17 protein-coding genes are annotated in these 26408 nt (G+C 37.8%); 1 reads left to right on the forward strand and 16 read right to left on the reverse strand.

The annotated features are described in order from the left end of the window. Positions 1 to 176 precede the first annotated feature (176 nt). Positions 177 to 2777, forward strand: a complete 2601-nt coding sequence (locus tag QM481_RS21755; RefSeq protein WP_283383312.1) for a TonB-dependent receptor — start codon at positions 177 to 179, stop codon at positions 2775 to 2777. A 202-nt stretch (positions 2778 to 2979) separates the two neighbouring features. Here QM481_RS21755 and QM481_RS21760 read toward each other — a convergent pair whose 3' ends face one another. From QM481_RS21760 to QM481_RS21835, 16 genes are all read right to left on the reverse strand, one after another. Beyond that, positions 2980 to 3849, reverse strand: a complete 870-nt coding sequence (locus QM481_RS21760; protein WP_283383313.1) for a hypothetical protein — start codon at positions 3847 to 3849, stop codon at positions 2980 to 2982. A gap of 155 nt (positions 3850 to 4004) precedes the next feature. Further along, entirely contained in the window at positions 4005 to 6350 is a 2346-nt protein-coding gene (locus QM481_RS21765) for an efflux RND transporter permease subunit (protein WP_283383314.1), read from the reverse strand. A 148-nt stretch (positions 6351 to 6498) separates the two neighbouring features. Next, positions 6499 to 6858, reverse strand: a complete 360-nt coding sequence (locus QM481_RS21770; protein WP_166551226.1) for a hypothetical protein — start codon at positions 6856 to 6858, stop codon at positions 6499 to 6501. A gap of 175 nt (positions 6859 to 7033) precedes the next feature. Further along, on the reverse strand, positions 7034 to 8197 hold the full coding sequence (locus QM481_RS21775) for an aldose epimerase family protein (RefSeq protein ID WP_283383315.1): 1164 nt from the start codon (positions 8195 to 8197) through the stop codon (positions 7034 to 7036). A 159-nt stretch (positions 8198 to 8356) separates the two neighbouring features. After that, a complete protein-coding gene (gene fsa / locus QM481_RS21780; protein WP_166551224.1) occupies positions 8357 to 9013 on the reverse strand; it encodes a fructose-6-phosphate aldolase in 657 nt (218 codons plus the stop codon). Between the two features lies 1 nt (position 9014). Then, complete coding sequence (locus QM481_RS21785) at positions 9015 to 9671, reverse strand: HAD family hydrolase (protein ID WP_283383316.1); 657 nt, start codon at positions 9669 to 9671, stop codon at positions 9015 to 9017. An 8-nt stretch (positions 9672 to 9679) separates the two neighbouring features. Then, a complete protein-coding gene (locus tag QM481_RS21790) occupies positions 9680 to 10624 on the reverse strand; it encodes a glycoside hydrolase family 43 protein (RefSeq protein WP_283383317.1) in 945 nt (314 codons plus the stop codon). Positions 10625 to 10783: 159 nt separating this feature from the next. Then, positions 10784 to 12439: a sodium/sugar symporter gene (locus tag QM481_RS21795; RefSeq protein ID WP_166551221.1), complete on the reverse strand. Its 1656-nt coding sequence runs from the start codon at positions 12437 to 12439 to the stop codon at positions 10784 to 10786. Positions 12440 to 12723: 284 nt separating this feature from the next. Next, on the reverse strand, positions 12724 to 13425 hold the full coding sequence (locus QM481_RS21800) for an L-ribulose-5-phosphate 4-epimerase (RefSeq protein ID WP_095168303.1): 702 nt from the start codon (positions 13423 to 13425) through the stop codon (positions 12724 to 12726). A 76-nt stretch (positions 13426 to 13501) separates the two neighbouring features. Continuing rightward, on the reverse strand, positions 13502 to 15040 hold the full coding sequence (locus QM481_RS21805; protein WP_283383318.1) for an alpha-N-arabinofuranosidase: 1539 nt from the start codon (positions 15038 to 15040) through the stop codon (positions 13502 to 13504). A 152-nt stretch (positions 15041 to 15192) separates the two neighbouring features. Next, a complete protein-coding gene (gene araA / locus QM481_RS21810) occupies positions 15193 to 16698 on the reverse strand; it encodes an L-arabinose isomerase (protein WP_283371288.1) in 1506 nt (501 codons plus the stop codon). A gap of 111 nt (positions 16699 to 16809) precedes the next feature. Further along, positions 16810 to 18447 (reverse strand): ribulokinase, encoded by a 1638-nt coding sequence (locus tag QM481_RS21815; RefSeq protein WP_283383319.1) that lies wholly within the window; start codon positions 18445 to 18447, stop codon positions 16810 to 16812. A 199-nt stretch (positions 18448 to 18646) separates the two neighbouring features. Continuing rightward, positions 18647 to 19348 carry an NUDIX hydrolase gene (locus QM481_RS21820; RefSeq protein ID WP_166551217.1) on the reverse strand — a complete coding sequence of 234 codons (702 nt, stop codon included), beginning with the start codon at positions 19346 to 19348 and terminating at the stop codon, positions 18647 to 18649. 451 nt (positions 19349 to 19799) lie between these two features. Beyond that, positions 19800 to 20762 carry an arabinan endo-1,5-alpha-L-arabinosidase gene (locus tag QM481_RS21825; RefSeq protein WP_283383320.1) on the reverse strand — a complete coding sequence of 321 codons (963 nt, stop codon included), beginning with the start codon at positions 20760 to 20762 and terminating at the stop codon, positions 19800 to 19802. Between the two features lie 91 nt (positions 20763 to 20853). Then, positions 20854 to 22836 carry an alpha-L-arabinofuranosidase family protein gene (locus QM481_RS21830; protein WP_283383321.1) on the reverse strand — a complete coding sequence of 661 codons (1983 nt, stop codon included), beginning with the start codon at positions 22834 to 22836 and terminating at the stop codon, positions 20854 to 20856. A gap of 216 nt (positions 22837 to 23052) precedes the next feature. Next, entirely contained in the window at positions 23053 to 26406 is a 3354-nt protein-coding gene (locus QM481_RS21835; RefSeq protein WP_283383322.1) for a VCBS repeat-containing protein, read from the reverse strand. Positions 26407 to 26408: the final 2 nt, after the last annotated feature.

Below are 26408 nucleotides of genomic sequence, written 5' to 3' on the forward strand. Positions count from 1 at the left end.
ATTCTAATCCACGATGTTCATCCATATACAGTTCACATCATTGCGTCTACAGCCGAATGGAATTTCGAGAAATTGCCCGCAAATTTGAATCATCAATCGCAAGAGAGAGTGATGTTATTCAAAATGTAGTAAATAAAAATTTCCTCTGATAAACTCTCGAATTAACTCTATCAATCATGAATAAGATATTAACAATTATGTTGGTGCTTTTCTCAATGTCGGGATTCGCACAGATGCCCTCAGGTGGTGCAGGCAAAATGCCTGAATGGAAAGCGTATGGCAAAATAGTAGATGAGCAAGGCAAGCCCGTAGAATTTGCTTCAGTCGTAGTACTTAAAAGCATTTTTGATAAGGATACCAAAAAAGAAAAAGATGTTTTGGTAAAAGCTCAACAGACCCAATTAAATGGTGATTTTAGTTTTTCTGGTTTACCTATGATGGCTAAATTAAAACTTAAAATCAGTTCGGTAGGCTATAAAACTTTGGAAATGCCTTTGGCAGTATCTATGCCTAAAATGGAAGGTGGCGCACCAAAGCCAGGTCAACAACCTGACCCTGCGATGATGGCAAAAATGATGGCAGCGATGGACAAAGATCTAGGAAATATCAAATTAGCTTCAGAGTCTACTCTCCTTGATGGAGTAACCGTTAACGGTTCTAAGCCATTATTGGAAATGGATATTGACAAAAAGAGCTTTAATGTTTCTAAAAACTTAGTTACTTCGGGCGGTACTGCGGTAGACATCATGCGCAATATTCCTTCGTTGCAAGTAGACATTGACGGTAATGTTAAGCTAAGAAATGCATCTCCTGTATTGTACATAGACGGTCGTCCAACAACATTGAGCTTAGATCAAATCCCTGCGGATGCTATCGAAAAAGTTGAGGTAATCACCAATCCGTCAGCGAAATATGATGCTTCTGGAAGTACTGCTGGTATCTTAAACTTGGTTTTGAAGAAAAACAAAAAGAGTGGTTACAATGGTATGGTAAACGTAGGGGCTGACCGTTTTGGTGGCTCAAATATCATGGGAAACCTAAGCGTTCGTCAAAACAAAGTAAACGTTTCATTGATGTTTATGAATATGCGTATGCGTAACAACGTTACAGGTAACAGCGACCGCTCAAGCACCATTGGTGGGACACAATCGAGTATCGCGCAGGACATCAATAGCAAAACAAAAGGCAACATGACTTTTGGTCGCTTAGGCATGGATTACTATGTATCGAACCGTGCAACACTTTCGGTGGCTGGTTTCTTCGGACAAGGTAATTTTGATCCAACTGAAGATTTGAAAATTACGACCAAAATTAATGGTGTTACGAGCTTTAGTAATAGACTTTCGAATACGGAAAGAGCTTTCAAACCAAGAGGTTTGCAATTAGGGTTTAAACAAAACTTCAAAACAGAGGGAGAAGAACTTTCTGCTGACTTAAACTACTTTGGTGGTGACAACTCTTCAAATGCGGTTTACTCTACCAATTATTATAATGCACAAAATGCTATTACAGGAAATCAAATCCAGAAAAATATTGGTGAAGGGAACAATAAAGTTTTGACCGTTCAGACAGACTATGTAAAACCTTTAAAGGGAAAAATCACATTAGAAACTGGGGCAAAAATCCAAATCAATTACAATAAAAACCTGAATAACAACACCTTAAAAGCTGTAGGTTCTGACATTTACAAAGATATTACTTCTGCTTCTGTAAATTATGAAGGTGAAAATTATGTGTACGCTGCTTACGTTTCATTTGCAGGAAAGTTACCAAAATTGTTTTCTTACAAAGTTGGTTTACGTGGTGAAAGCTCAAAATATGATGGTTCGCTTTTAGCCAACAACCAAAAATTCAGCAACGAATATCCAATAAGTTTATTCCCTTCGATATTCTTAACCAGAGAATTATCTAAGACAGACCAATTACAATTGAGCGTAACAAGAAGAGTAAACAGACCAAACTTTTTCCAACAGATTCCTTACGTAGATTATAGCGATAGCTTGAATATTACTAGAGGTAATCCCAACTTGGTACCAGAATTTACTACCTCAAGCGAGATATCATATAGTCACTCAAAAGGTAACTCAACTTTCTTAGCTTCGGGCTATTACAAATATACTAATAACCTAATCACTAGATATTTGAGTCAAGAAATCAACCCAATAAGTGGCAAAACGGATCTGATTAATACCTATATCAATGCCAATTCGAGTGTAACGTATGGTACTGAGTTTACTTACACAACTAAATTGAAAGCATTTTGGGATTTAACGGCGAACTTGAACTTTTATAACTCAAAAATCAATACTCAAAACATCGAAAACGCGCAAGCTACAGATGCTCTTTGGACAGTGTTTGGTAAAATCAACAACAGTTTTACTTTACCTCAAAAATGGGTAATCCAGCTTTCGGGTGACTATCAAGGCAAAACCAATATGCCAATTACTCAAAATCAAGGTTTTGGTCCTCCAATGAGTCAGGCACAAAGTTCATCACAAGGATATATCAAACCTTTTTATGGAGTTGATATTGCCATCAAGAAGAGTTTCTTGAAAAATGATATTGCTTCAGCGACACTCTCTGTTAACGATATTTTCAGAACTAGAGGAAACACACAAGTATCGTACGGTGAAGGATTTACACAAACTTACTATCGTTTGAATAACCCACAATTGGTGAGATTGAACCTCTCGATTCGTTTTGGACAGATGGATATGAGCATATTTAAGAGAAGTTCTAAAAATGCCTCATCGATGGACGGTATGCAAATGCAGTAGTTTTTTGGATAATAAATCATAGAAATAGTGACAAGGTGTATTATGATATTGTAATGCACTGAATAAACCACCGCGCATTTTGTACGGTGGTTTTTTGTTTGGCTTTGGGATATAGGCTAAAATCGAGTTCAGTTTTGAGGGCAACCTATTTTAGGCAAGGACAAAGGACAATTCATCACTCACAACTCAAAACTCCACACTATTAATTGATTCCTTGTTCGCTCAGGATATTTTTCAACAAAGGCTCAAGGTCTTCCTTTTTAGTTTGTGAACTTATATGCTTGGTAAGATTATCATAAATAGATTGGTCACCAATTTGGTCTATTTGATAAGTCAACACCTTAATCAGTCTCAAATACTTTCGGCGTTGATACCAAACAAATCCAATAATCAGTAACGCTGCCAAAGTGATACCTCCGATAATCATGGAGGCTTGACGTTGCACGAAAGGTATATCTTTATGAACAATCTTGTCAATCCTACTTGTGAGCGTATCTATGGTCGGTTGAAGGGTATTATTGACTAATTGTTGGGTGCGCATAGAGGTTTTCTCACTCAAGATATTACCAATAATTGAATCCAATTTTGCTTTAGAGGCAGGGCTATTCATGGAGTCCAAGGCATTTTGTAACATATTAGTCAAAAGTCTTTGCGAATTTTTGTCGAGTGTTCGCATGATTTTGGCAACCAATTCATCGGTGAATTTCAAATCACCTTTGAGTCGCCCTATTTGCCAATGCAGATTATCACCCAATTTTGTCAACTGAATATTGGTGGTATCGCCTGCAATAGCAATCGCATGAATGAGTTTTTTAATATCAGGGTTCAGCGTATCTGCAAATCCCTTCAGTCCAGAAGCAGCGTGTGGTAGGGCTTTGGTAGCACCCAGCACAAAGTTTTCTCCTGCTTTTGAGGTTAAATCACTTAAGGCAGGTTCGGCTTTATTGAGGGGTTTGGTCAAATCAATTTTGTCAACCTCATTTTTGAGAACGTTACATGAGGTAAAAAGTAGAGACAAAACCATTGCTAAAACAGACTGTTTTAGGATAGAAAGTGGTAGTAGGTGTTTCATAAGAGATTAAAAAGTGTGTTATGATAGATTTTCTGCAAAATAGGCAATTCAACATTCATAAAACATCATAATCTATTATTCGGTCAAAAACAAAAGAGGGATGATTGTTTAAAACAATCATCCCTCTGGTATATTATATTCTGCTTAAAGCAATCTTATTGTTCTTCCAACACTACAGCTTTAGTTTTTCTAACATCCAATTTTTTACGATTGATTGTCAACAACAATGCTGGTAACAAAATCAAGTTGGTACACATCGCAATCAAAAGTGTAATAGAAACCATCACACCCATAGCAGCAGTTCCACCAAAACTTGAAGCTGCAAAAATAGAGAAGCCACAAAACAATATTATAGCAGTATAAATCATACTCAAACCCGTACCAAAGATCGTATTAGTAATCGATTCGCGAACGCTATTGCCTTTATCTTCCAATTCTTGACGATAGCGTGTCAAGAAATAAACTGTTCCATCCGAAGCAATACCGAAGGTAATACTAAAGATTAGAATTGTTGAAGGCTTGAAGTGAATATCAAAAAAGCCCATAATTCCCGCTGTCAATGCCAATGGAATCAAGCAAGGCAGTTTTGATAAAATAATAATAGGAATCGAACGGAAAAGCACCATTCCCACCAAAGCAATTAACACAATGGCGATCAATAAACTTTCGTACAAGTTGCCCAACAAGTAGTCATTACTTTTCAAAAACACCAAACTATGTCCTGTTAGACTTACTTTATATTGGTCTTTCGGGAAAATTTCATCCACCTGTGGTTGGATTTCTTTCATCAATTCTTTGATACGCACCGAGCCTACATCAGCCATTTGATAACTGATACGGGTAATACTTTTATCATTGTTCAAAAATGGCTTGATTTGTTTTGAAGCTGACGAAGAATCTGTTTGAAGATATTCCGACAGTTTTGACAACTCAAACACACTTGGCATAATAAAGTATCTTGCTTCGCCACCTTTATAAGATTGATACAAGAAACGAACTGCTTCCACAATCGATAATGGTTTTGAAAACTCTTTATATTGCTTCAAGCGATTCTGTAGCGATTTAATTTTGTACAAAGCCTCTGCTTGATTATCAAAAACACCATTTTTACGTTTTGTATCAATCATAATTTCAAACGGCAATACTCCGTTGAAGTTTTCTTCGAAAAAGCGTAAATCTGTATAAATTGGATCCTTTTTAGGAAGATCATCTACCACATAACCAATCACGTTGATTTTGGTCACACCATAAGCAGATACCAACACAACCACCAACGCCGTCAAGTAAATCGCTGGGCGGTTATTATGTACCGTATGGTCAATCCAAGACAAGAATTTCTTTGCCCATTGTCCGTCCAAATGCTTCAAATGCTTTACCTGAGGCAAGCCCATATAGTACACCGAAATAGGAACCAACACCAAACATAGCACATAAGTTACCATTACGTTGAGCGCTGACACTACCCCAAACTCGACCAACAAGCTACTATTGGTAAAGTAAAATACCCCAAAACCAATAGCAGTAGTCATATTCGCCAAGAATGTAGATAAACCAATACCCGTAATCATGTTGCGAATGGCCAACTGTTTGTCACCATGCGCTAGCAACTCAGCTTGGTAGCGGTTAATCAAGAAAATACAGTTTGGCACACCAATCACAATCAATAATGGTGGAATCAAACCTGTAAGCATCGTAATCTTATAGCCCATCATCACCAATGTACCTACCGAAAATACTACGCCAATCAGCACCACAAGAATCGAAACTAAGGTAAAGCGAATCGAACGGAAGAAAAACCATAAAATCGCCGCAGTTACCAATACCGCCAATCCCATAAACAATTCCATTTCATGAGATACCTTTTGCATCGTAGCAGTACGAATAAAAGGCATACCTGAAAAATGGAGTGTTGTTTTGTGTTTTAGTTCAAACTGATGAGCTAAGTCTCTGATTTCTTGAACAATTGAAATACGTTTCTTCGAATTTAAATCTTTCTCATTGAACGTAATTGCCATCAAAGTAGTGTTGGTTTTCGAATTAACCACCATTCCTTCGTAGAACTTCAGATTAGCAATTTTGTCTTTGATTGAATCAACCTCAGCTTGAGACTTCGGCTTTTGAGTCAACAAAGGTTTTACGTCAAAACGCTTTGTTATTTCATTTACTTTCAAATCAATCAAGTTGGTCAATGAAATCACATTCTTGATACCTTCATGTTTTTTGATTGCCTGCGAAAGGTCATACCAATCGTTGAAGTTATCTAATTTATACATCTCAGATGATTGGTATCCAATCACCATTAGACTACCATCTTCACCAAATAATTTTCTAAAGCGTTGATATTCTTGTTCAATAGGGTCGTTGGCAGGAAGGATTCGAGCAAACTCATACGAAAGTTGGATTCTACTCGCTTGATACCCCATATAAATGGTTGATACTATAATCAATCCAATCCAAAATAATCTATTTCGGATGATTAGCTCGGCAATTTTATTCCACATAATGTGTAATGTTAAATGATGATTGGGCCTTTTTTTAAATCACTGTTTGTATGCGATACTTCAAAAAGGCGGTGTTCAGTGATTTGGCTTGTTCCTAACTGTAAAAATAAATTGTATGTCTGAAGAGTTCAGTTGTATTACCCAAAATTCATGGAGCATTGATGTCGATATAATATTGGGTTAATAACTGATACGGAACGAGAAGAAATATATTACTTAACGCATTTGAAGGCTTGAATCTTATGAGTGCATTAAGGCAATTAAATTCTAATTTGAAACTTAGTTTGTCAAAGTCATGTAATATTTTGAGAATACTTCCTATGTTTTTTGAAAACGCTAGCGTCATTTCATCAAAATAGGTATCTGCTTGTTCGAGCGTCAATTTGGCCAATAGACCATTTTCGCATTGATATTGCAACATAGTTCGCCCTGTAATGCTGTAGCTAATAACCATTACTGATAGCATCAAAGCAAAAATGGGCAATATGTTACTTTTAAAATATATCATGCTTTGTTACAAAATTAGTGTAGATGTCGGGAGTTGCCCAAAAAAATAGGACTTTTCCAAATTTTTCATCTTATAATCATACATAAAATAGTAAAAATCTAATTTCTCATTTTGAGATAAATAAAAAAAGACAGCCCATCGAGAGCTGTCTTCCATTCAGTATTTTGTATTTTTCTTATTTCTTTACCGAAAACTTGTAAACAGTTGTTGTTTCGTAAGTTTCACCAGGCTTCAAAACTGTACTTGGGAATTTTGGTTTGTTTGGAGAATCTGGATAGTGTTGTGTTTCTAAACAAAGACCAAAGCGATGCTTGTACACTTTACCACCTTTTCCTGTGATAGTTCCATCCAAGAAGTTACCCGTATAAAACTGAATAGCTGGCTCTGTTGTGAATACTTCCAACACACGACCGCTTGTTGGCTCATATACAGAAGCTGCTAATTTCAAATTCTTTGTTGAGTCTGTCAATACCCAGCAATGATCATATCCTAATCCAAATTTAATTTGCTCATCCTTAGTATCATTGATTCTAGCACCAATTTTAGATGACTTTGTAAAATCAAATGATGTTCCAGCTACTGGCTTCAATTCTCCTGTTGGAATCAAAGTTGCGTCTACTGGTAAGAATTTATCAGCATTTAAAGTCACTTCATGATCTAGGATATCGCTATCAAAACCACCTTTCAAGTTGAAATAAGCATGGTTTGTCAAGTTTACAACCGTCGCTTTATCTGTAGTTGCTTTATAGTCGATTTTTAATGAATTATCTTTTTGCAAAGTATAAACAACTTCTACTGACAAATTACCTGGGTAGCCTTCCTCACCATCTTTTGCGGTGTAAGTCAATTTCAATGATGGCTCTTCACCTTCAATTGGAGTAGCTTTCCAAAGAACTTTATCAAATCCCTTCAAACCACCATGCAAAGCATTTGGTCCGTTGTTTTTAGCAAGTGAATAGCTTTTACCATCCAATGTAAATTGTCCTTTGGCGATACGGTTGCCATAGCGACCAATCAAAGCGCCGAAATACGGAACACCTTTTTGATAACCCGCAAGTGAATCACATCCGAGTGTAATATCATCAAATTTACCATTTTTGTCTGGAGCTGTCCACGATACAATCGTACCCCCAAAATCAGAGATTTGAACGGTAGTTCCTGCTGCATTGTGCAAGGTGTAAAGCGTAGCTTGTGTACTATCAGAAACTTTTCCGAAAGCCGATTGTTCGATTTTCAAGCTATCAGAAGTACCTTGAGTAGATTCAGATTTTTTACTTTCGCAAGCCCACAACAAACTGGCTGTCAATAAACTTGCTACGAGAAGATTGTTTTTTTTCATAGTTTTTTTACTGTAAAATGGAAAAATTTGGGTTATCAAGAATTATATCGGATGTCGGATTTTTGATTTCGAATTGATAAAGTTTCCCATATCTTGAAATCAAAAATCCTATCCAAAATTGCCTATTTTTTTTCTAATAATTCAAAACGCCACGCTCAATTAGTTCCACTTTCCTGCCATATCCTTCATAAACTTCTCTAGACCGATGTCAGTCAAAGGATGTTTAAGCAATGCCAAGATAGCACTCAAAGGACCAGTCATCACATCCGCACCGATTTCAGCACACTTAAGAATATGCACAGGATGGCGGATAGATGCCGCTAGAATTTCTGTTTCGAAACCATAATTGTCATAAATCGTACGAATTTGCTCGATTAATTCAGTGCCATCAAAAGAAATATCATCTAAACGACCCACGAACGGAGAAACATAAGTTGCCCCAGCTTTTGCCGCTAATAAAGCTTGTCCCGCTGAAAACACTAAAGTACAGTTGGTTTTAATTCCTTTATCAGAAAAATAGCGAATCGCACGGATACCATCTTTAATCATAGGAACTTTCACTACGATTTTTTCATCCAATGCTGCAAGTATTTCTCCCTCAGCAATCATGCCTTCATAATCAGTTGAGATTACTTCGGCACTTACATCTCCATCAACGATAGCGCAGATAGCCTTGTAATGTGCAATGATATTGTCTTTACCACTGATGCCTTCTTTCGCCATCAATGATGGATTGGTTGTTACACCATCTAATACACCTAAATTTTGTGCTTCTTGAATTTCCTGCAAATTGGCAGTGTCAATAAAAAATTTCATGTCAAATACGTTTTAAAGTTGAAAACAGATTAAGGGTTGTGTAATCAGGCACGCAAAACAATACGCTTGCAAACCCGTCAAACTCGTCCGCTTTGTGCGTCGTAGTAATAATGACAGCCTTCATTCCAGCATTGAGTGCGGTGCGGGCTCCTGTGGGCGAATCCTCAAATACCAAACATTGTTCGTAAGGCACGGCCAATTGGTCAGCTACCTTAAAGAACACCGTTGGGTCTGGTTTACCCAAAGTCACATCACGATCGCAAACAATCGACCTGAAATAATGACGAATGTTCAAATTGTCTAACACAAAATCTACATTTTCGGCACGCGCTGCTGTACCAATTCCCATCGGAATGCCAGCCTCATGAGCCGTTTGTAGCAATTGTGCTAACCCATCCACCAATCTGAGTTCAGGCAAAAATACCTCTCGGTAAATTGCCTCTTTCTCAAATGAAATTTTATCACGTTCTTCAAAAGAGTATTGCTCTCCAAAAATACGCTGTAAAATTTCATCATTTTTGCCATGACATGTAGTGATAACTTCTTCCAAAGTCATTTCCTTCCCTAGTTCGGCGAGTTTCTTTTGCCATGCACGATGATGAACCATCATGTTGTCCACCATGGTTCCGTCCATATCAAAAATTAGAGCATTTTGCATCACAAAAATTATTGTTTTAGTAAAAACTCAACATCGGCCTTACTTGCCTTAAATACCGTTCCATGACGAGTACCCTTCGGAAAATGAACTTCTTCAGAAATATCTACCCAATTTTTTAGGTCTTTCGATTTCAAAGCTCCCATTTTGTGGCGTGTATATTGGTCGAAATATACAACCCAATCTTCACCAATTTTAGTTACCGTTGGTCCTTCAATCCAATCTAATTTTGAGATTGGTTCAGATGCAGGCGAAAAACCACTGTTCAAATGTTTGCTCAAAGCAAGCTTCAAATTCTTTTTTACAGGGTTTTTGGTCTCATCTTTCATAATCATAGCATATTTTTTCTTGGAAACTTGAAAAATTGATACGTCGATTACGTTGAAACCAGGGTCATAAAATAAGCGAGTAGGAGTAAAAGTCTTGAAATCCTTTGTTGTAGTCGAATACATACGGTGGTTGTATTTGCCATCGCCTTTGCCACCTTCGGTACTGGCAAATCTATCAGGAATGGTAGTAGCCCAATAAATCAAATATTCCTTGGTTTTAGCATCATAATTAATCTCTGGTGCCCAGCAGTTGAGCGCGGTTGGCTCATGTGACATCACAGGGATAAATTGTTGTTCTGACCAATGCACCAAATCTTTCGAACGTGCATAGCCAATGCCAAGGTCATTCCAAGAAACTGTCCATACCATGTGAAAGTAACCATCTGGACCTTTCAAAATACAAGGGTCACGCATGAGCTTGTCTTTGCTAACTGTTGGACGTAAAAATGAACTATCCTTTTTCAATGCAGTCCAATTATAACCATCATAACTATAAGCCAAATGCAAACCATCTTGACCATTATCTCTGAAAGAAGAAAACAAATAGACATCATTCTGTGCCATAGATGTTGTTCCAAGTCCGAGAAGCATTCCAACAAAGAGTCCTAAAAAAAATCGAATTTTCATATCAATAACTGAAATATTGGGTGGGGATAAGTATTGAGTGATTTATTGAATTAGTGGTTAAGTGATTTATTGAAATTTGTATCCATGGTTAGGAGTACTCGCCACAGATACAAATTCATTTTCAAATTATAAAATCTTCAAATTTTCAAATCGAAAGTACTACCAGAAAATCGTATAAATCAATACGACAACGGCAGTAATCAAAAGTGCGCCAAAACGGAAAGCTTTGTCAGATTTAAACCAAGTACTATCCACAACAAAAGCTTTTGGATGGTCTTTCCCTTTTGATTCAATTAAACTGATGACAACAGTTACCAGTGCACAAATCCAAAATACAACACCCATACGATTAAGGAAAGGCATATCTGGCGCTTGAACTTTTAACAATGCCGACATCGGAATACTCAAGATAGTAGCGGCTAATGCACCGTTGGCAGTAGCCTTTTTCCAGAAGAAACCTAACAAGAAAATTGCTAAGATACCTGGAGAAATAAATCCTGTGTATTCTTGAATGTATTGGAAACCTTGACCTAAGTTTTTCAACAATGGACTAATAGCCAATGCAATCACAAAAGACACTACAATAGATACACGCCCCATCCATACCATTTGCTTTTCGTTTAGGTCTGGTGCGAAGAATTTCTTATGAATATCCAATACATAAATCGTCGAGATACTGTTGGCTTTTCCTGCCAATGATGCTACAATCGCTGCGGTAAGTGCTGCAAACGCCATACCTTTCAAACCTGTAGGAAGGATGTTCAATAAAACTGGATAAGCGTTATCTGGTTTTACAATACCGCCTTCTCTAATTCCTTCGACAATTGCCATATCTGCATTTTCTTGGAATAGTACATACGCTGCCAAACCTGGTAATACAACAATGATTGGCATCAACATTTTGAGGAATGAAGCAAACAACAAACCTGAACGAGCTGTTTTTAAGTCTGCACCCAAAGCACGTTGCGTGATATATTGATTACAACCAAAGTAATTAAGGTTTACAATCCATTGACCACCAACAATAAACATTAACAAGCCTGGCAATTGGTTGTACGCATCAATCATACCTCCCTGACCATCATGCACTTGGTATTGTCCTTTGGCAAAAATCATGTGCAAATGACTATCCGCTTTGTCTTTAATCAAACTTAAGCCTTCGAAAATACCTGCTCCAGAACCCACTTTTGCTGAAAGTAAATCTAATGCCAAGTAAGTCGTTGCCAAACCACCTACGACCAAACAAACAACCTGAATTACATCGGTATAACCAATTACCTTCATACCTCCAAGGGTAATAAAAATCGCAAATATAGTCAAGAAGGTTGCACAAGCCATAAAACTAAAGCCTGTCATCGTTTCAAGACTCAATGCTCCTAGGTAGATAATAGAAGTTAGGTTGACCAAAATGTACAAAAACAACCAGAATACTGCCATAATCGTACTGATACGATTGTCATAGCGACTTGCCAAAAACTGTGGCATAGTGTAAATATTGTTTCGGATATACATCGGTAAAAAGAATACCGCAATCAAAATCAGCGAGAAAGCTCCCACCAATTCGTACACCGAAATAGCAATACCTAATTGAAATGCCTGTCCACTCATACCGATAAATTGTTCGGCTGAGATATTTGAGGCAATAATCGACGAACCAATAGCCCACCAAGTAAGTGAACCTTCCGCCAAGAAAAAGTCTTTTGAGTCAGCAGTTTGCTTACCCTTATTTTTGTAAACCCAATAACCGTAGCTTGCCACGATTACGAAGTATACAAAAAAGATAATGTAGTCGAGAGATTCTAATCCGAGCTTCATAGATTAATAGAAGGAGATAAAAGATGGTGAGGCTTCACCAAGGGCTTTTAGGTTTAATTTGAAAATTACGTTTCTGTACCGAATTGAGAATGAAAAGTTTAGTTAATAAAAACCTTCCTTATCTTCTCAACTCAGCACACTTATTTATTTTATAGTGTTTGACTTGTAGGTTGTTTCGCTATTAGTTTTCAAGAAAATAAAAACCAATAGCGAAACCTTTTTTACTTTTAGAGAAATGCGCTATAATAATTAGTTTTCAAAACTCAGAAATCTAAACTCATCACTTAGCATCCTTGACCGTAATACGCATTTTTGCCATGCTTACGCTCATAATGCTTTAGGCGCAAAGTGTCTTTAATGCGTGGGGTATTAGGATTGATTTGTAATGTCAAATAAGCCATACGTGCGACTTCTTCTAGAACAGCTGCGCTATAAACTGACTTTTCAGCCGTTTTTCCCCAAGTAAATGGACCATGGTTTTGTAAAAGAACCATTTCCATTTCTTTGTAAGAAAGACCTTTATCAGCAAAACAGTTGAAGATTTGATTACCCGTTTCAAATTCATAATCACCTTCAATCATTTCGTCAGTCAACACAGGTGCGCATGGAATATCTTGGTGAGTATGATCCGCATGCGTAGTTCCGAAGATAGGAATGTCCAAACCAGCTTGTGACCAAGCCACAGCATACGTACTATGTGTATGTGTGATTCCGCCAATACCTTCCCAGTTTTTATACAACTGAGCATGTGTTTTGGTATCTGAAGAAGGACGCATTTTGCCATCTACCACTTTGGCATCATAGTCCATAATAACGATATCCTCAAGTTTCAAAAACTCATAAGGTACACCACTTGGTTTGATAGCAAACACCGCTTGAGAACGGTCAACAGCACTTACATTACCAAAAGTAAAAAGCACCAAACCTAGTTTAGGAAGCTGCATGTTTGCTTCATAACATTCCTCACGTAGAGATTGATAAGTCATGATTGTAATTAATTTTAGGTAAAAGACTCGCCAGAGATTTCTAGCGAGTTTTTACAATTGTATAGTAAAAGCTTTATTATTTCAGCTCCAATACTACTACCGAAGTAGCAGGTAATTTTACTTTAAGCGTACCACCAGAAATACTTGCCCCTGTAAAAGTAGTTGGCTTTACTTTTTCAGGATTATCAAAAGTATTGTGGTCTTGTACTTTTGCCGACGTTAACACACGACCTGTAACCGCTTTCGCCGTGATTCCTTTCAAGTTGATAGAAATCTCTTGTCCTTTGTTAATGTCAATGTTAGTTAATGAAATATGAACAACACCCGCTTGGTCTTTTGAAGCCGAAACAGAAACCGCTGGCAATTTTTCAGTACCAAATACATAGTCATTCGACTTTATTTCAACAGGAATATTGGTCGCATCTTGGTGAACATTGTACATTTCCATGACGTGGTAAGTTGGAGTCAAAATCATTTTTTCTTCCTTCGTTAACACTACCGCTTGCAATACGTTTACGATTTGAGCCAAGTTTGCCATTCTTACACGTTCAGAGTGTTTGTGGAAAATATTCAAAGTTGCACCCGCTAACACAGCATCACGCATGGTATTTTGTTGGTACAAAAACCCTGGGTTTGTTCCTTGTTCAACTTCATACCAGCCGCCCCATTCGTCAACTACCAAAGCAACTTTCTTTTTAGGGTCGTATTTATCCATAATCGCAGTATGCTTTTGGATAAGCTCGTCCATAAACAAAGCCTGTTGCATCGTTTTGAAGTAATGTTCTTCCGTAAAATTGGCTGCTGGACCTTTTTTGTCCCAATTAATAACAGAATAATGGTGCAAAGCAATACCCTCCAACATGTGGTGAGGAATATCACGCATCAATACCTCTGTCCAATTATAATCTTTCGAGTTGGCACCAGAAGCGATTCTAAACAACTTCGAACCGTTATCCCAATCCGTCATAAAAGTGGCATATTGACGATAAATGTTGGCATAATATTCAGCCTTCATATTACCACCGCAACCCCAAGCTTCGTTTCCAACACCCCAGAACTTCACACCCCAAGCTTTATCCTGTCCGTTTTCTTTACGCAAATTTGCCATTGGACTTACGCCATTATGGTTTACGTATTGAACCCAGTCAGACAATTCTTTTACAGTACCACTACCCACGTTACCAGCCAAGTATGGTTCTGTACCTAATTCTTTACACAAATTCAAAAAATCATGTGTACCAAAGCTATTATCCTCTGTTACACCACCCCACCAAGCATTAACGATTGAAGGACGTTGTTTTTTAGATCCAATACCATCTTTCCAGTGGTAAGTATCTGCAAAACATCCTCCTGGCCAACGAAGATTAGGAATCTTCATTTTTTTCAAGGCCTCAATCACATCCTTACGTGCACCGTTGATGTTAGGAATCTTCGTGTTATTTTCACCTACATACAAACCTCCATAAATACAAGCCCCCAAATGTTCCGCAAAGTGACCATATATCTGACGGTTGATTTGAGTTTTAGCTTGCGAGGCATCAAGCGTTACTTCGTTTTGAGCAAATCCTTGTAATGACATAGCTGCAAGCGCTAATGTCGAAATCCATTTTTTCATAGTTTAGTTAATTAATTTAGGAGGACAGTTTGAGTGCAGTCTTTAAAGCAATGAGTATATTTTAAACACTATTCATCACTCAAAATTCTGCCTTATTACTTGCAAGGTTTAACGAGCGAATAGTGTCGAGAACACTACTCGCTCGTTTAGGATTATTTGAATGCTACTTCATTCCAACGCAACTCATTTTTAAGATTACGCAACTGAGTATCTTTATTGATTACGACTAACTCTACGCCAAACATATCAGCTAAATCCTCGATATATTCTGTAGTAAGGTTTTGGCTAAATACTGTATGGTGAGCACCACCAGCCAAAATCCATGCTGCACATCCTGTTGCCATATCTGGTTGTGGTTTCCACAATACGCGCGCTACTGGCAATTTTGGTAATTCTTCTGTTACATCTACGCCGTCTACTTCATTTACCAAGATTCTGAAACGGTTACCCATATCAATCAAAGAAACGTTCAAGGCTGCACCAGCACCACCATTGAATACCAAACGTACTGGATCTTCTTTACCGCCAATTCCTAATGGATGTACTTCACATTTTACAGCACCTTTCGCAATACTTGGACAGATTTCCAACATGTGTGCACCCAATACCATTGGATTAGCTGGATCGAAATGGTAAGTATAATCTTCCATGAAAGAGTTACCGCCTTCCAAACCACTAGCCATGAATTTCATGACACGAACCATAGCAGAAGTTTTCCAGTCACCTTCGCCACCGTAACCATAGCCAGCGGCCATCATACGTTGAGAACCAATACCTGGTAGTTGCTTCATACCATACAAATCTTCGAAAGTATTGGTATAGGCGCCAAAGCCACCATCTTCTAAGAATGCTTTCAAACCAAGCTCGATACGTGCTGCTTCAAACAAAGACTCACGCATAGCACCACCTGCTTTCAAAGAATCCATTACTTGGTAAGTATCTTCGTATTCTTTTACCAATTGGTTGATTTCAGCATCAGAGAATTGGTTGATTACCTTTACTAAGTCACCAACACCGTGTGTATTTACTGAGAATCCAAAAGTCATTTCAGCACCTACCTTATCGCCGTCTGTTACTGCTACCTGACGCATATTGTCACCGAAACGAACCACTTTCAAACGTTGCATTTCGAAACGACCTGCCGCTACACGTGCCCAAACATTGATTTTTTGTAAAACATCTTCTTGCTGCCAGTGACCAACCACTACTTTACGGCTCAAACGCATACGAGACATAATGAAACCAAACTCACGGTCACCATGTGCCGATTGGTTGAGGTTCATAAAGTCCATGTCGATGCTCGACCAAGGAATATCACGGTTGAACTGTGTATGCAAGTGCAACAATGGTTTTTTCAAAATATTCAAACCACGAATCCACATTTTTGCTGGAGAAAAAGTGTGCATCCATGAAATAATACCAATACAGTTAGGAGCAAAGTTTGCTTCTTGACAGATATTATAAATTTCATCTGGTGTTTTCACCACTGGCTTGAAAATCACATTTACAGGGATAATCGAAGATGCTTGGAACGAGTCCGCAATGATTTTCGAATGTTCATCTACCTGACGAAGTGTTTCTTCACCGTATAAATGTTGGCTACCTGTTACAAACCACACTTCTAATGGCAAACCGCCAAATGTTTTTAAATTACTCATTGTTCTGATTGTCTTGATGTTATAATTTTTTGGAACTAGATTTGGCAATCGGCTATCGGCAGTCGGCTATCGGGAAAAACTGAAAGCTGAATGCTGAATGCCGACTGCTATTTATATATTCTCCTCAATATACTGACCGATGCCTTGGTATCTTTGATATAATGCTTCGTAGATAGGTACAACTTCTGGACGAGGTTCGTAAGTTGCATCAAATGCTGAAGCCATATTTTTCTGTGCTGAGGCCATATCTGGATATACACCAGCTGCAACCGAAGCACAAATCGCTGCACCCAAAGCACAAGCCTGATCTGAACTCGCTACCTTAATCGGCATATTCAATACATCTGCCAAGGTTTGCATTACAAATGGTGATTTTTTGGCTACTCCACCAATGGCAATTACTTGCTTGATAGGTACACCTTCTTGCTGGAATCTGTCCGAAATAGCACGAGCTCCAAAAGCCGTTGCCTCAACTAGTGATTTGAAGATTTTCACAGCATCACTACCCAAGTTTAAGCCAATGATTCCTCCTTTAAGGGTATGTTTTGCATCAGGCGTACGGCGTCCGTTCATCCAGTCAACAGAGACAATATCGGTAGCTTTTACAGGTAATTCTGAAGCCTTTTCTGAAAGATAAGGAATCAATTCAGCACTAAGTTTGTCGGCTGCTTCCTGACCTAATAAATCACGCACAGGTCCAACAATCACTTTTTGGAACCAAGCATACAAATCGCCAAATGCCGATTGTCCTGCTTCCATTCCCAACATGCCAGGAATGATTGAGCCGTCTACTTGACCACAAATACCACGAATCAACAAATGTCCAATTTCCTCGTTTGGCGCTACCAACATATCGCAAGTAGACGTTCCGATTACTTTACACAAAGAGTAAGGCTGAATGTCTGCCCCAACTGCCCCCATGTGACAGTCAAAAGCACCTACACCAATTACAGCTTTATCTGAAATACCTAGTTTATCAGCCCATTCTTTTGAAATGGTACCCATACTATTGTCCGAAGTATAAGTTTCGCTAAAAAGTCTATCTCTCAAACCACCCAAAAGTGGATCTAATTTTGTCAAAAATTCTTCAGAAGGAAGACCTTCAAACTCTTGATGCCAAAGAGCCTTATGACCCGCAGCACAACGGCTTCTTCTCATGGCGATTGGGTCTGTATTGCCTGTTAGTACAGCTGAAACCCAGTCACAATGCTCTACCCAAGAGTACGCCTTTTCACGAATAGATTCATCCACACGTAGGGTACGAAGGATTTTTGCCCAAAACCATTCAGACGAATAAATTCCACCAACATATTTCGTAAAATCCGTATCCCAATGATGTGCCAAGTGATTAATTTCCTCAGCTTCAGCATTGGCAGTATGATCTTTCCAAAGAATAAACATACCATTCGGATTTTCAGCAAATTCTGGCAACAAAGCCAAAGGTGTACCGTTTTGGTCAACAGCCACAGGAGTTGAGCCAGTAGTATCTACCGAAATACCTACAATATTTTGTTTTACCTCGTCGCTCACACCTTCTAATGCTCCAGCTATCGAATTTTGCAATCCCTCCAAATAATCCAAAGGGTGTTGTCTAAACTGTGATGAAGCAGGGTCGCAATACAAACCTTGCTTCCAACGAGCATAATAATGAACGGCTGTACCAACTTCTTCGCCTGTTGCGGTATTTACTACCAATGCTCTTACCGAGTCTGTTCCGTAATCAACTCCGATTACAAATTGATTTTTCATTCGTTGAATATATGTTTAAAGCCGAGCTGAAATCAGCCAAATGCGTTAAATTGACACAATTTTATTTTTCAAAAAAGCGAATAAGTATTTTTTCTTATAAACCTTCTGTTATTTCCCTAAGCACAAGTTATTTACAAAATACTCATGGCCTATTCAGATTTATATGGCTTCACTTATTCGCTCTTGGTATTTTAGTGCTTTAGACTTTAAAATCAGACACAAAATAATGAAAAGCATTAAACTGTTTTTGATATTTTTCTTGGTCTAATTTATATAAAATCGCCTTTTTGGTCGCCGAATTTTCGTTTTTCTCGCCTGTGTCTATCAATAATTTTGTCGATAGAATCTTACGGCTAAAATTGCGTCGGTCCAAAGGCGTATCATAAATCGCTTCATAGAGTTTTTGCAATTGAGGAATCGTAAATTTCTCAGGCAATAACTCAAACCCAATCGGATGCAACGCTGCACGATATCGCAATCTTTCAAGCGCCAAATCAACCATATTGCTATGATCAAAAATTAAATCTGGGCGGTCTTTCAGACTAATCCAAAATGCATTTTGTGCTTTTGCTGCATCCTGACTGTGTGCGTGGATATTAATCAAAGCAAAAAAACAAACTGAAACTGTTCGCTCCACTGGGTCACGATTGATTTCGCCAAAAGTCTTAATTTCTTCGAAATATATATCCTTCAAACCTGTCAAGTCGTACAAAATACGGTTGGCTGCTACCTCTAAATCCTCATCCTCATTCAAGAAACCACCCATCAATGACCACTTACCACGTTCAGGTTCAAAATCACGTTTGATTAATAATAACTTCAACTCTTCTCCATCAAACCCAAATACAATACAGTCGAGGGCTATAAGGATTCGAGTACTATGATTGTATCTTGTTAACATTATTTGTTATAGTTTTTATAAAGCTTTGGGCTTTGTCATAAATAGCCTGATTACTCCTAGTAAAATAAGTTATTCGATTAAGGTAAAGTGGAAAATAAGCCTTGTGAGATTTATTTTCTACTTTAAAACTTCGAAATAACTTATTTTCACTCAAAAAAGGACTAAAATGAAGAAATTATTTCAATTTTAATCCTTTTTCAGGAAGTGAAGGGAACCAGTGATTCCCCCACTATACACTATTTATGAAATACAAATCGCTATGATTATTCAAAACGTGTTATTATGACACAATTTTAAATCAAATATTTGATTAATACAAAAAATAATGAGAAAAATTTAGAAGATTATAAAAATTATACCCCATAAGCCCCTGTAAACAAATGATTTGAGTACTTAAACATCTACAGAAAAGGATAGGGGTATTCAGTTTTGAACAAAAGGGCTATCTCTGTTACTCCCAAGAAAGCACTGGCCAACCATTTTTGAATTTCATATTTATCAATCCAAACTTTGACTTTCCTTCTTCTAAAGCATCGTAGAAATGTATGGAAGTAATAAGTTTTTTTCCATCACGTAATAATCCCACATGTCCAGGTCCCAACCTCGTATCTTGACTGCGAAGCAAAACTGTACCACCACCTTCGGTAAGCCTACGACCAGATTGATCTATGAAAGGTCCCAATGGGTTTTCCGAACGACCCACCACGATATAATAGGTACTATTCAAACCCTTACAACATAAGCCATTATTTACGAAAAGATAATAGTACTTTCCTTCACGAATCAAACAGGACGCTTCCCAATCGGATTCGCGACCACCAGCTAATTTGACAATTGAAGCTCCCACTTTGATCTTACCTGTTAAAGTATCCAACTCAACCCCTGCAATACCCGCATGAAAAGACCCATACGCCATATATACCCGCCCATCAGCATCTTTCAAAATACTAGGATCAATGGCATTAAAATCTTTTTTCTCTTGTGATTTTACAACCATACCTTGGTCTGTCCATCCGTAGTTGGGACTATCAGGATTGAGGCTTGATGACGTCACCAATCCAATAGCAGAGGTTGGGGAGCCAAAAGTTGAACATGAATAATACACATGATATTTTCCGTTCATAAAAATCACATCAGGTGCCCAAAAATGTCCCTTGAAGCCTTTTACAGTGCTATCAATCCAAGCAGGATGTTCTCCTTTTTTGAATATGGGAGGCGTTTTGGTTTCCCAATGTTTCAAATCTTTTGAAAACGCTGGCGTAATTCCCCATCCAGTCGAAAAATACCAATAAGTATCCTCATTTTTAATAATTGCACTTGGGTCATGCACATAAGGATGCTCAGTTTGAGCCAAAGAAATTTCATATTGACACCACAACAGTAGTGCCATACAACCGATATAAATAGATTTCATTTTGGGAGGAGTTGAAAAAAAGAAGGGGAAAATTAAAGAAATTTTCCCCTTCAAACTAACCTAATATTGAATCAAATTCGCAAATGAGTTGCTATAGCGTTTTTATCCTTACCACATAAAATGAGTAGGGTGCTAGTTCGAGACTAACTTTTTTAGTCTTCGCATTTACCACAATTTTCTTTTCAGAAGGACTCACTTTTAGGGCTTCTTCAAAAGTATTTACGGCATTTGGATCACTTTGCATCACAATCAATTTAGCGTTTGGGTCCAGTTTTTTTACACCATCCAATTGAATTTCACGCACTTGAGCTTGACTGTTATTGTTCGCAATCTTCAAGATAATTTCATTACTAGCTTTGTCCCAACTTGCTGAGGCATACAAGCTATCTTGTCCTATCAATGGTTGATTATTTTGAGTCATCGATAAAACGTGTGTACCTTTGTTTAATGAATAAAGTTGTTGTACATAATAACTTGGAGTACCAAATGATTGCAAGTTGTCCACCCAAATCAAATCAGGATTCCACTGCCAGCCTTCAACATGCGCAAATAGCGGAGCATAAGAAGCCATTTGAACCACAGCAGCATTACGTTCCAAGCCAGTCATAAATGCAGCCTCAGAAAGCGCAGCTCTCCAAGTGTTACGATTGCTAGCAGAAGCGCCATTGTTGGTATGAGATGCATATTCTCCTGCAAAAACTTTTGAACCATTACGGTCGTAGCTATCATAACGCCCTGCATTTTTCAAGAACCACTCTGGTGCACGGTAATAATGCTCATCAATAAAATCAGCGTTCATAGCACGCAATTCTTTATTCAAATAGTCAAAACGGTCGCCGTTAGGGTCTGTACCAGAGCTATTTATCAATTTGAAATTAGGATATTTTGCTTTGATAGCTTTCGTAAATACTTTCAAACGCTCGATGTATTGTGGTCCCCAGTTTTCATTACCAACCCCCATCATTTTCAGATTAAAAGGTGCAGGGTGCCCCATTTGCGCACGCACTTTTCCCCAAGTAGTATTGATATCGCCATTGGCAAACTCAATCAAATCCAAGGCATCTTGTACATACTGTTCAAGTTGATCCATAGGTACAACTTCTGCCGAGTTGAATTGACAAGCCATACCGCAGTTTAGGATAGGAAGAGCCTCAGAACCAATATCTTCTGCCAATTGTAAATACTCGAAAAATCCTAAACCGAATGTTTGGAAATAATCTGGTGCAGGACGATGTGCAAACTCGATATTCCAACGGTTCATGATCAATTGGCGCTCTTCGATTGGGCCAATTGTTTTTTTCCATTGGTAACGGTTGTTCAAATCAAAGCCTTCAACAATACATCCTCCAGGGAAACGAATAAAGCCTGGTTTTAAATCGGCCAACTTCTGAATCATATCGGCACGCATCCCACCAGGACGTCCTTTCCAAGTATCTTCTGGAAATAAGGAAATCATATCTAAGTCGATTTGACCATTTCCTTCAAACCACAAACGAAGTTTACCTTTTGCCTCAGTAGCTTTGGCATTGAAACTCACGGCTTGTCTATGCCACTGTCCATCCGTTTGAGATGGCGTCAGCGTACCTTCTCCAATTACTTGTCCTTTGGCATCAAGTAACTCAGCATGAACTTTAACAGGACTTCCTGATTGGCGGTACATCACGGAAAAATCATATCTTAATCCATTTTTGATACCCATTCCACGGAAACCCTCATTGGTCAATCCAAGGTCTCCTTTTTGTGCATTTTCAACCTTAACACTCACAAAGCGAGGGTTGGCAGTGTTTTTATCAGCACGATTTTGAATCAATACTTCTCCTTCGTGAAAAGTTTTTCTTTCTATTTTCCAACCCATCAATGGTTTTTGGAATTCAAAAGAGCGGTTTTTAACCAATTCGGCATAAATACCGCCATCGGCACCGAGGTTGATATCTTCAAAAAATATCCCCCACATAGTAGGTTGTATTTCTGAAACTGGTTGCGCAACATTCACCTTTATCGGAGTAGGTGCTTGTGCTTGCGCCAACAAAGTGGTAGCCACAAATAGACTAACGGTCTTTATTATACGGTTCATATAAATAGATAAATGGGATAAGTTAATGTTTCGTATGTATATTGCTTTTAGTAAAAAATTACCGGTTAATAGTGTATTAGTTATTAGATTAGATCTATTATTAAAGTCTATAAGTAGTGGGCGTTAGGTACTATTGAGCTTACAGCCTAAAGCGAGTAAAATCTATTTAATCAATTGCAGATGTAAGATTTGATAATTAAAATTTACATTCACAACTCACAATTCAGCACTAATACTTACAGGATAATATTTTAGTCTCTGATTATTTTCTGCTACCACCAAATAAGACTTCTGAGCACCACGAATGAGTTGAATTGCCTTAAAGTCACCTCTTAGAAATAAACCCTGATAACCAATAGGTTGAGGTACAAAGCGCTTTTGTTTTGTTCCTAATAAAATTAACCCATAACTGGCGTCAATTCTTCCTGTGGTTATTTCGGTTTGAAATTCATTGCCTCCCAGAATCAAATCTAGTATTCCATCGGCATTGACATCAGTAGCTTCGATAGCGTTAATTGGCGCTAGTTGAGCCTCAATGGGTAACTCATGCGTGACAAACTTTCCTGCTTGATTTTCGAGCCAAACGCTTTGATCATAGTTACAGCTCAAATCAATAAGTGACCCTTTTCCAATATGTTCCACTAAATCAATCATATTTATTTCAGCAAAATCGCGGTGCAATAAAAATTTCTTTTTTATCGTGGGCGTTTGTTCCGCAAATTGATTGCGGTCTAAATCTGGATACAATTCAAAATTTCCTGTTTTGTTTTTCAAAAAGTAGGCTGGAAGCAACTCATTTGTACCATTATTGTCAATATCTTTGGCAAAAAGATGATATGGTCTTGTTTCTGAAATATGATATTTTTGATTCATTCCCCAATTTCCCAACACCAAATCTTGGTCACCATCGGCATCTAAGTCTTTGGCAATAATACTTCGCCACATTCCTTTTCTTTGAGACAATTCGCTAGCTTCAATATCTAAGCTTAATTTTCCATGTTGATTTTTGAAAAATTGAACGGAAGTCCATTCTCCTACGATTACTAAATCAATCTGATTATCGTGATTATAATCTGTCCAAACTGCCCCTGTAATCATTCCAGCATACAGAAGGTCAGGTGCTAATTGAGCTGTTTGTTCTTTAAAAAAACCATTTTGGTTAATCAATAAATAACTCTGAGGAAGTTGAGGAAAATGTTCGGCATCGAGACGACCACCTACAAAAATATCTTGGTCACCATCATGGTCAACGTCTGCAACTGCTAAGGTAGTACAAAAAGTTTGAAGCTGTGCAGGGATTGCCATTAAATTCTGCTGAAAATTGCCTTTCCCATCATTTAAAAATAATTGTATCGAACTTTGATAGCCTCTTGGGTACTCGGTGCTTCCACCTGCCAGAAGCAAATCCAAATCGCCATCGTTGTCGGTATCTACCAAAACCGAAGCCAAATCTTCTTGTAATTTTGAGGTTTGAACTAATTCTTTCGCTTTAAAACCACCCGTTTTTTCCTGCATAAAAAAACATCCACTTTGACGAGAAGCTCCTCCTACAAAAAAGTCTTCGAGCCCATCACCATTGACATCGCCTTTAGCAAGACATGGACCTAACTGCGAATACTTTTGAGGTTGTAATCGACGATTATAGTAATCAAAAAAAGGAATTTCTTGATGTACAAAATCAAGTCCAATACCTTTGTCTTCAAAGAATACAGTATGGATATTTGATAAATCATTCGCATCATTTTGTTTTAAAAGTAAGCTTGTATTTACTTTTACTCGAAAAATCTTTTGCACTTTTTGATTAGGCCAAGTTACTATTAATGAATCAATTAGACTAGATTCTCCTAAGCCAATATGTAAACGATTTTCGACAGAAGAAGCATATCCACGAACGGGTTGTTGTTCGAGCATTTGTACTTTACCTTCTGTATAAATTTCAACCTTTGTACCAAAACCATCTAGATTTCCTTCATTTCCTTTTAAGGTAATCGTTAAAAAGTGAACCTTATCATTATCATCATTCAAAGTATTCTGGTAAAGAAATGCCTTTTGATTAGTATTATTGATGACTAAATCTAAATCACCATCATTGTCAAAATCGGCATAAGCAGCACCATGCGAAATAGAAGGATTTTCAAGTCCAACATCTTGAGTAATATCTTCAAATTGAAGGTTTTGGGTATTTCTAAAGAAAAAATTATTCAACTTAATGGCTCCGAATTCATCCAATTTTTTTCGTAAATCATGAATACTTTTTGTGTCAAAAGCATTTAAACTATTGTTGCCACCGCCAAATTGGTAACTACTTTGTTGGGCTTCTTTGGTAAAATTCAGAAAATCATTGTTGGTCAAATCCTTGGCTAATCCATTAGTGATATGTATGTCTTTCCAGCCATCATTATCAAAATCAGCACAAAGCACACTCCAACTCCAATCTGTTTCTGCCACACCTGCAAGATTACCTATTTCACTAAAAACAGGAATCTGCTGTTGATTCACACGTTGATTTCCTCGATGAAGCTGTAGCATATTTCGAGAAAACTCAGGTTGATAACCTAATTTTCTTTGCAAATCATATTTCTCAAGACTAACACCCAATGCCATCATTTTTTTACGCTCATTGGTGGGTGGGAGCATATCCAAAACCATGATATCAGGCAACAAATCATTGTTGAGGTCAGCGGCATCGACCCCCATACTGTTATAGCTCTGATGCTGTGTGGCTTGAGCTATAACATTTTTGAAAGTTCCATTTTGTTGGTTCAACCATAATTTATCATTACCAAGATAATCATTGGCAACATAGATATCGGGATAGGTATCTTGGTTAAAATCGGCAACTGTTACTCCCAGGCCATAGCCATCTTCCAAAATACCTGTCTGCTGAGATACATTCTGAAAAACAGGATGTCCTAATTTCTTATCAAAACCAAGATTTTGATAAAGGTGGTCAGCGGCAGGCGATGTTCCAGAAGAATCTGGCGAAACCAGTTTATTGGGTTGAGGATTAAATAGTTGGTGATTCAATACATATACATCCAAGTCGCCATCTTTATCATAATCTAAAAAACAAGCTTGTGTCGAAAAGCCTTCATCAGCCAGTCCATAGGCTTGAGCTTCTTCCTTGAATGTCAAATTTTTCTGATTAATCAATAAAATATTTCTTCGATTTTGAGGATTTTTATGGTGTGAAACACAAAGGTAAATATCCTGCCACCCGTCTTGATTAATGTCTACAATGCTCACACCTGTACACCAAGACAACTCTGGAATGTTAGCTTTCGTAGTGATGTCCTCAAATCGCATTTTTCCTTTATTCAAATACAAGCGAGGACGTACTTGACTACCTACAAAAATCACATCTTGTAAACCGTCATTATTGAAGTCACCAACACCTACACCTGAGCCAATGTACATATATTCATTCGTGTAAAAATTCACAGAATCAGACTCAGTTAAAGTATTACTAAAATCGATATGCGATTGACTGCTCGAAATGGACACAAAATGCAAAGGGCTGTTAGACTTCTTTTGACATGAAGTAATTCCACCCAAAAAGATGAAAAACAAAA

Origin of the sequence: Flectobacillus rivi, assembly GCF_030056655.1 — a bacterium.
In the GTDB taxonomy this organism is placed as follows: domain Bacteria; phylum Bacteroidota; class Bacteroidia; order Cytophagales; family Spirosomataceae; genus Flectobacillus; species Flectobacillus rivi.

What these genes read in the sequence shown, in the direction of transcription:
- QM481_RS21755 (WP_283383312.1), top strand. Translation starts at nt 177, where the DNA reads ATGAATAAGATATTAACAATTATGTTGGTGCTTTTCTCAATGTCGGGA.
- QM481_RS21760 (WP_283383313.1), bottom strand. Translation starts at nt 3,849, where the DNA reads ATGAAACACCTACTACCACTTTCTATCCTAAAACAGTCTGTTTTAGCA.
- QM481_RS21765 (WP_283383314.1), bottom strand. Translation starts at nt 6,350, where the DNA reads ATGTGGAATAAAATTGCCGAGCTAATCATCCGAAATAGATTATTTTGG.
- QM481_RS21770 (WP_166551226.1), bottom strand. Translation starts at nt 6,858, where the DNA reads ATGATATATTTTAAAAGTAACATATTGCCCATTTTTGCTTTGATGCTA.
- QM481_RS21775 (WP_283383315.1), bottom strand. Translation starts at nt 8,197, where the DNA reads ATGAAAAAAAACAATCTTCTCGTAGCAAGTTTATTGACAGCCAGTTTG.
- fsa (WP_166551224.1), bottom strand. Translation starts at nt 9,013, where the DNA reads ATGAAATTTTTTATTGACACTGCCAATTTGCAGGAAATTCAAGAAGCA.
- QM481_RS21785 (WP_283383316.1), bottom strand. Translation starts at nt 9,671, where the DNA reads ATGCAAAATGCTCTAATTTTTGATATGGACGGAACCATGGTGGACAAC.
- QM481_RS21790 (WP_283383317.1), bottom strand. Translation starts at nt 10,624, where the DNA reads ATGAAAATTCGATTTTTTTTAGGACTCTTTGTTGGAATGCTTCTCGGA.
- QM481_RS21795 (WP_166551221.1), bottom strand. Translation starts at nt 12,439, where the DNA reads ATGAAGCTCGGATTAGAATCTCTCGACTACATTATCTTTTTTGTATAC.
- QM481_RS21800 (WP_095168303.1), bottom strand. Translation starts at nt 13,425, where the DNA reads ATGACTTATCAATCTCTACGTGAGGAATGTTATGAAGCAAACATGCAG.
- QM481_RS21805 (WP_283383318.1), bottom strand. Translation starts at nt 15,040, where the DNA reads ATGAAAAAATGGATTTCGACATTAGCGCTTGCAGCTATGTCATTACAA.
- araA (WP_283371288.1), bottom strand. Translation starts at nt 16,698, where the DNA reads ATGAGTAATTTAAAAACATTTGGCGGTTTGCCATTAGAAGTGTGGTTT.
- QM481_RS21815 (WP_283383319.1), bottom strand. Translation starts at nt 18,447, where the DNA reads ATGAAAAATCAATTTGTAATCGGAGTTGATTACGGAACAGACTCGGTA.
- QM481_RS21820 (WP_166551217.1), bottom strand. Translation starts at nt 19,348, where the DNA reads ATGTTAACAAGATACAATCATAGTACTCGAATCCTTATAGCCCTCGAC.
- QM481_RS21825 (WP_283383320.1), bottom strand. Translation starts at nt 20,762, where the DNA reads ATGAAATCTATTTATATCGGTTGTATGGCACTACTGTTGTGGTGTCAA.
- QM481_RS21830 (WP_283383321.1), bottom strand. Translation starts at nt 22,836, where the DNA reads ATGAACCGTATAATAAAGACCGTTAGTCTATTTGTGGCTACCACTTTG.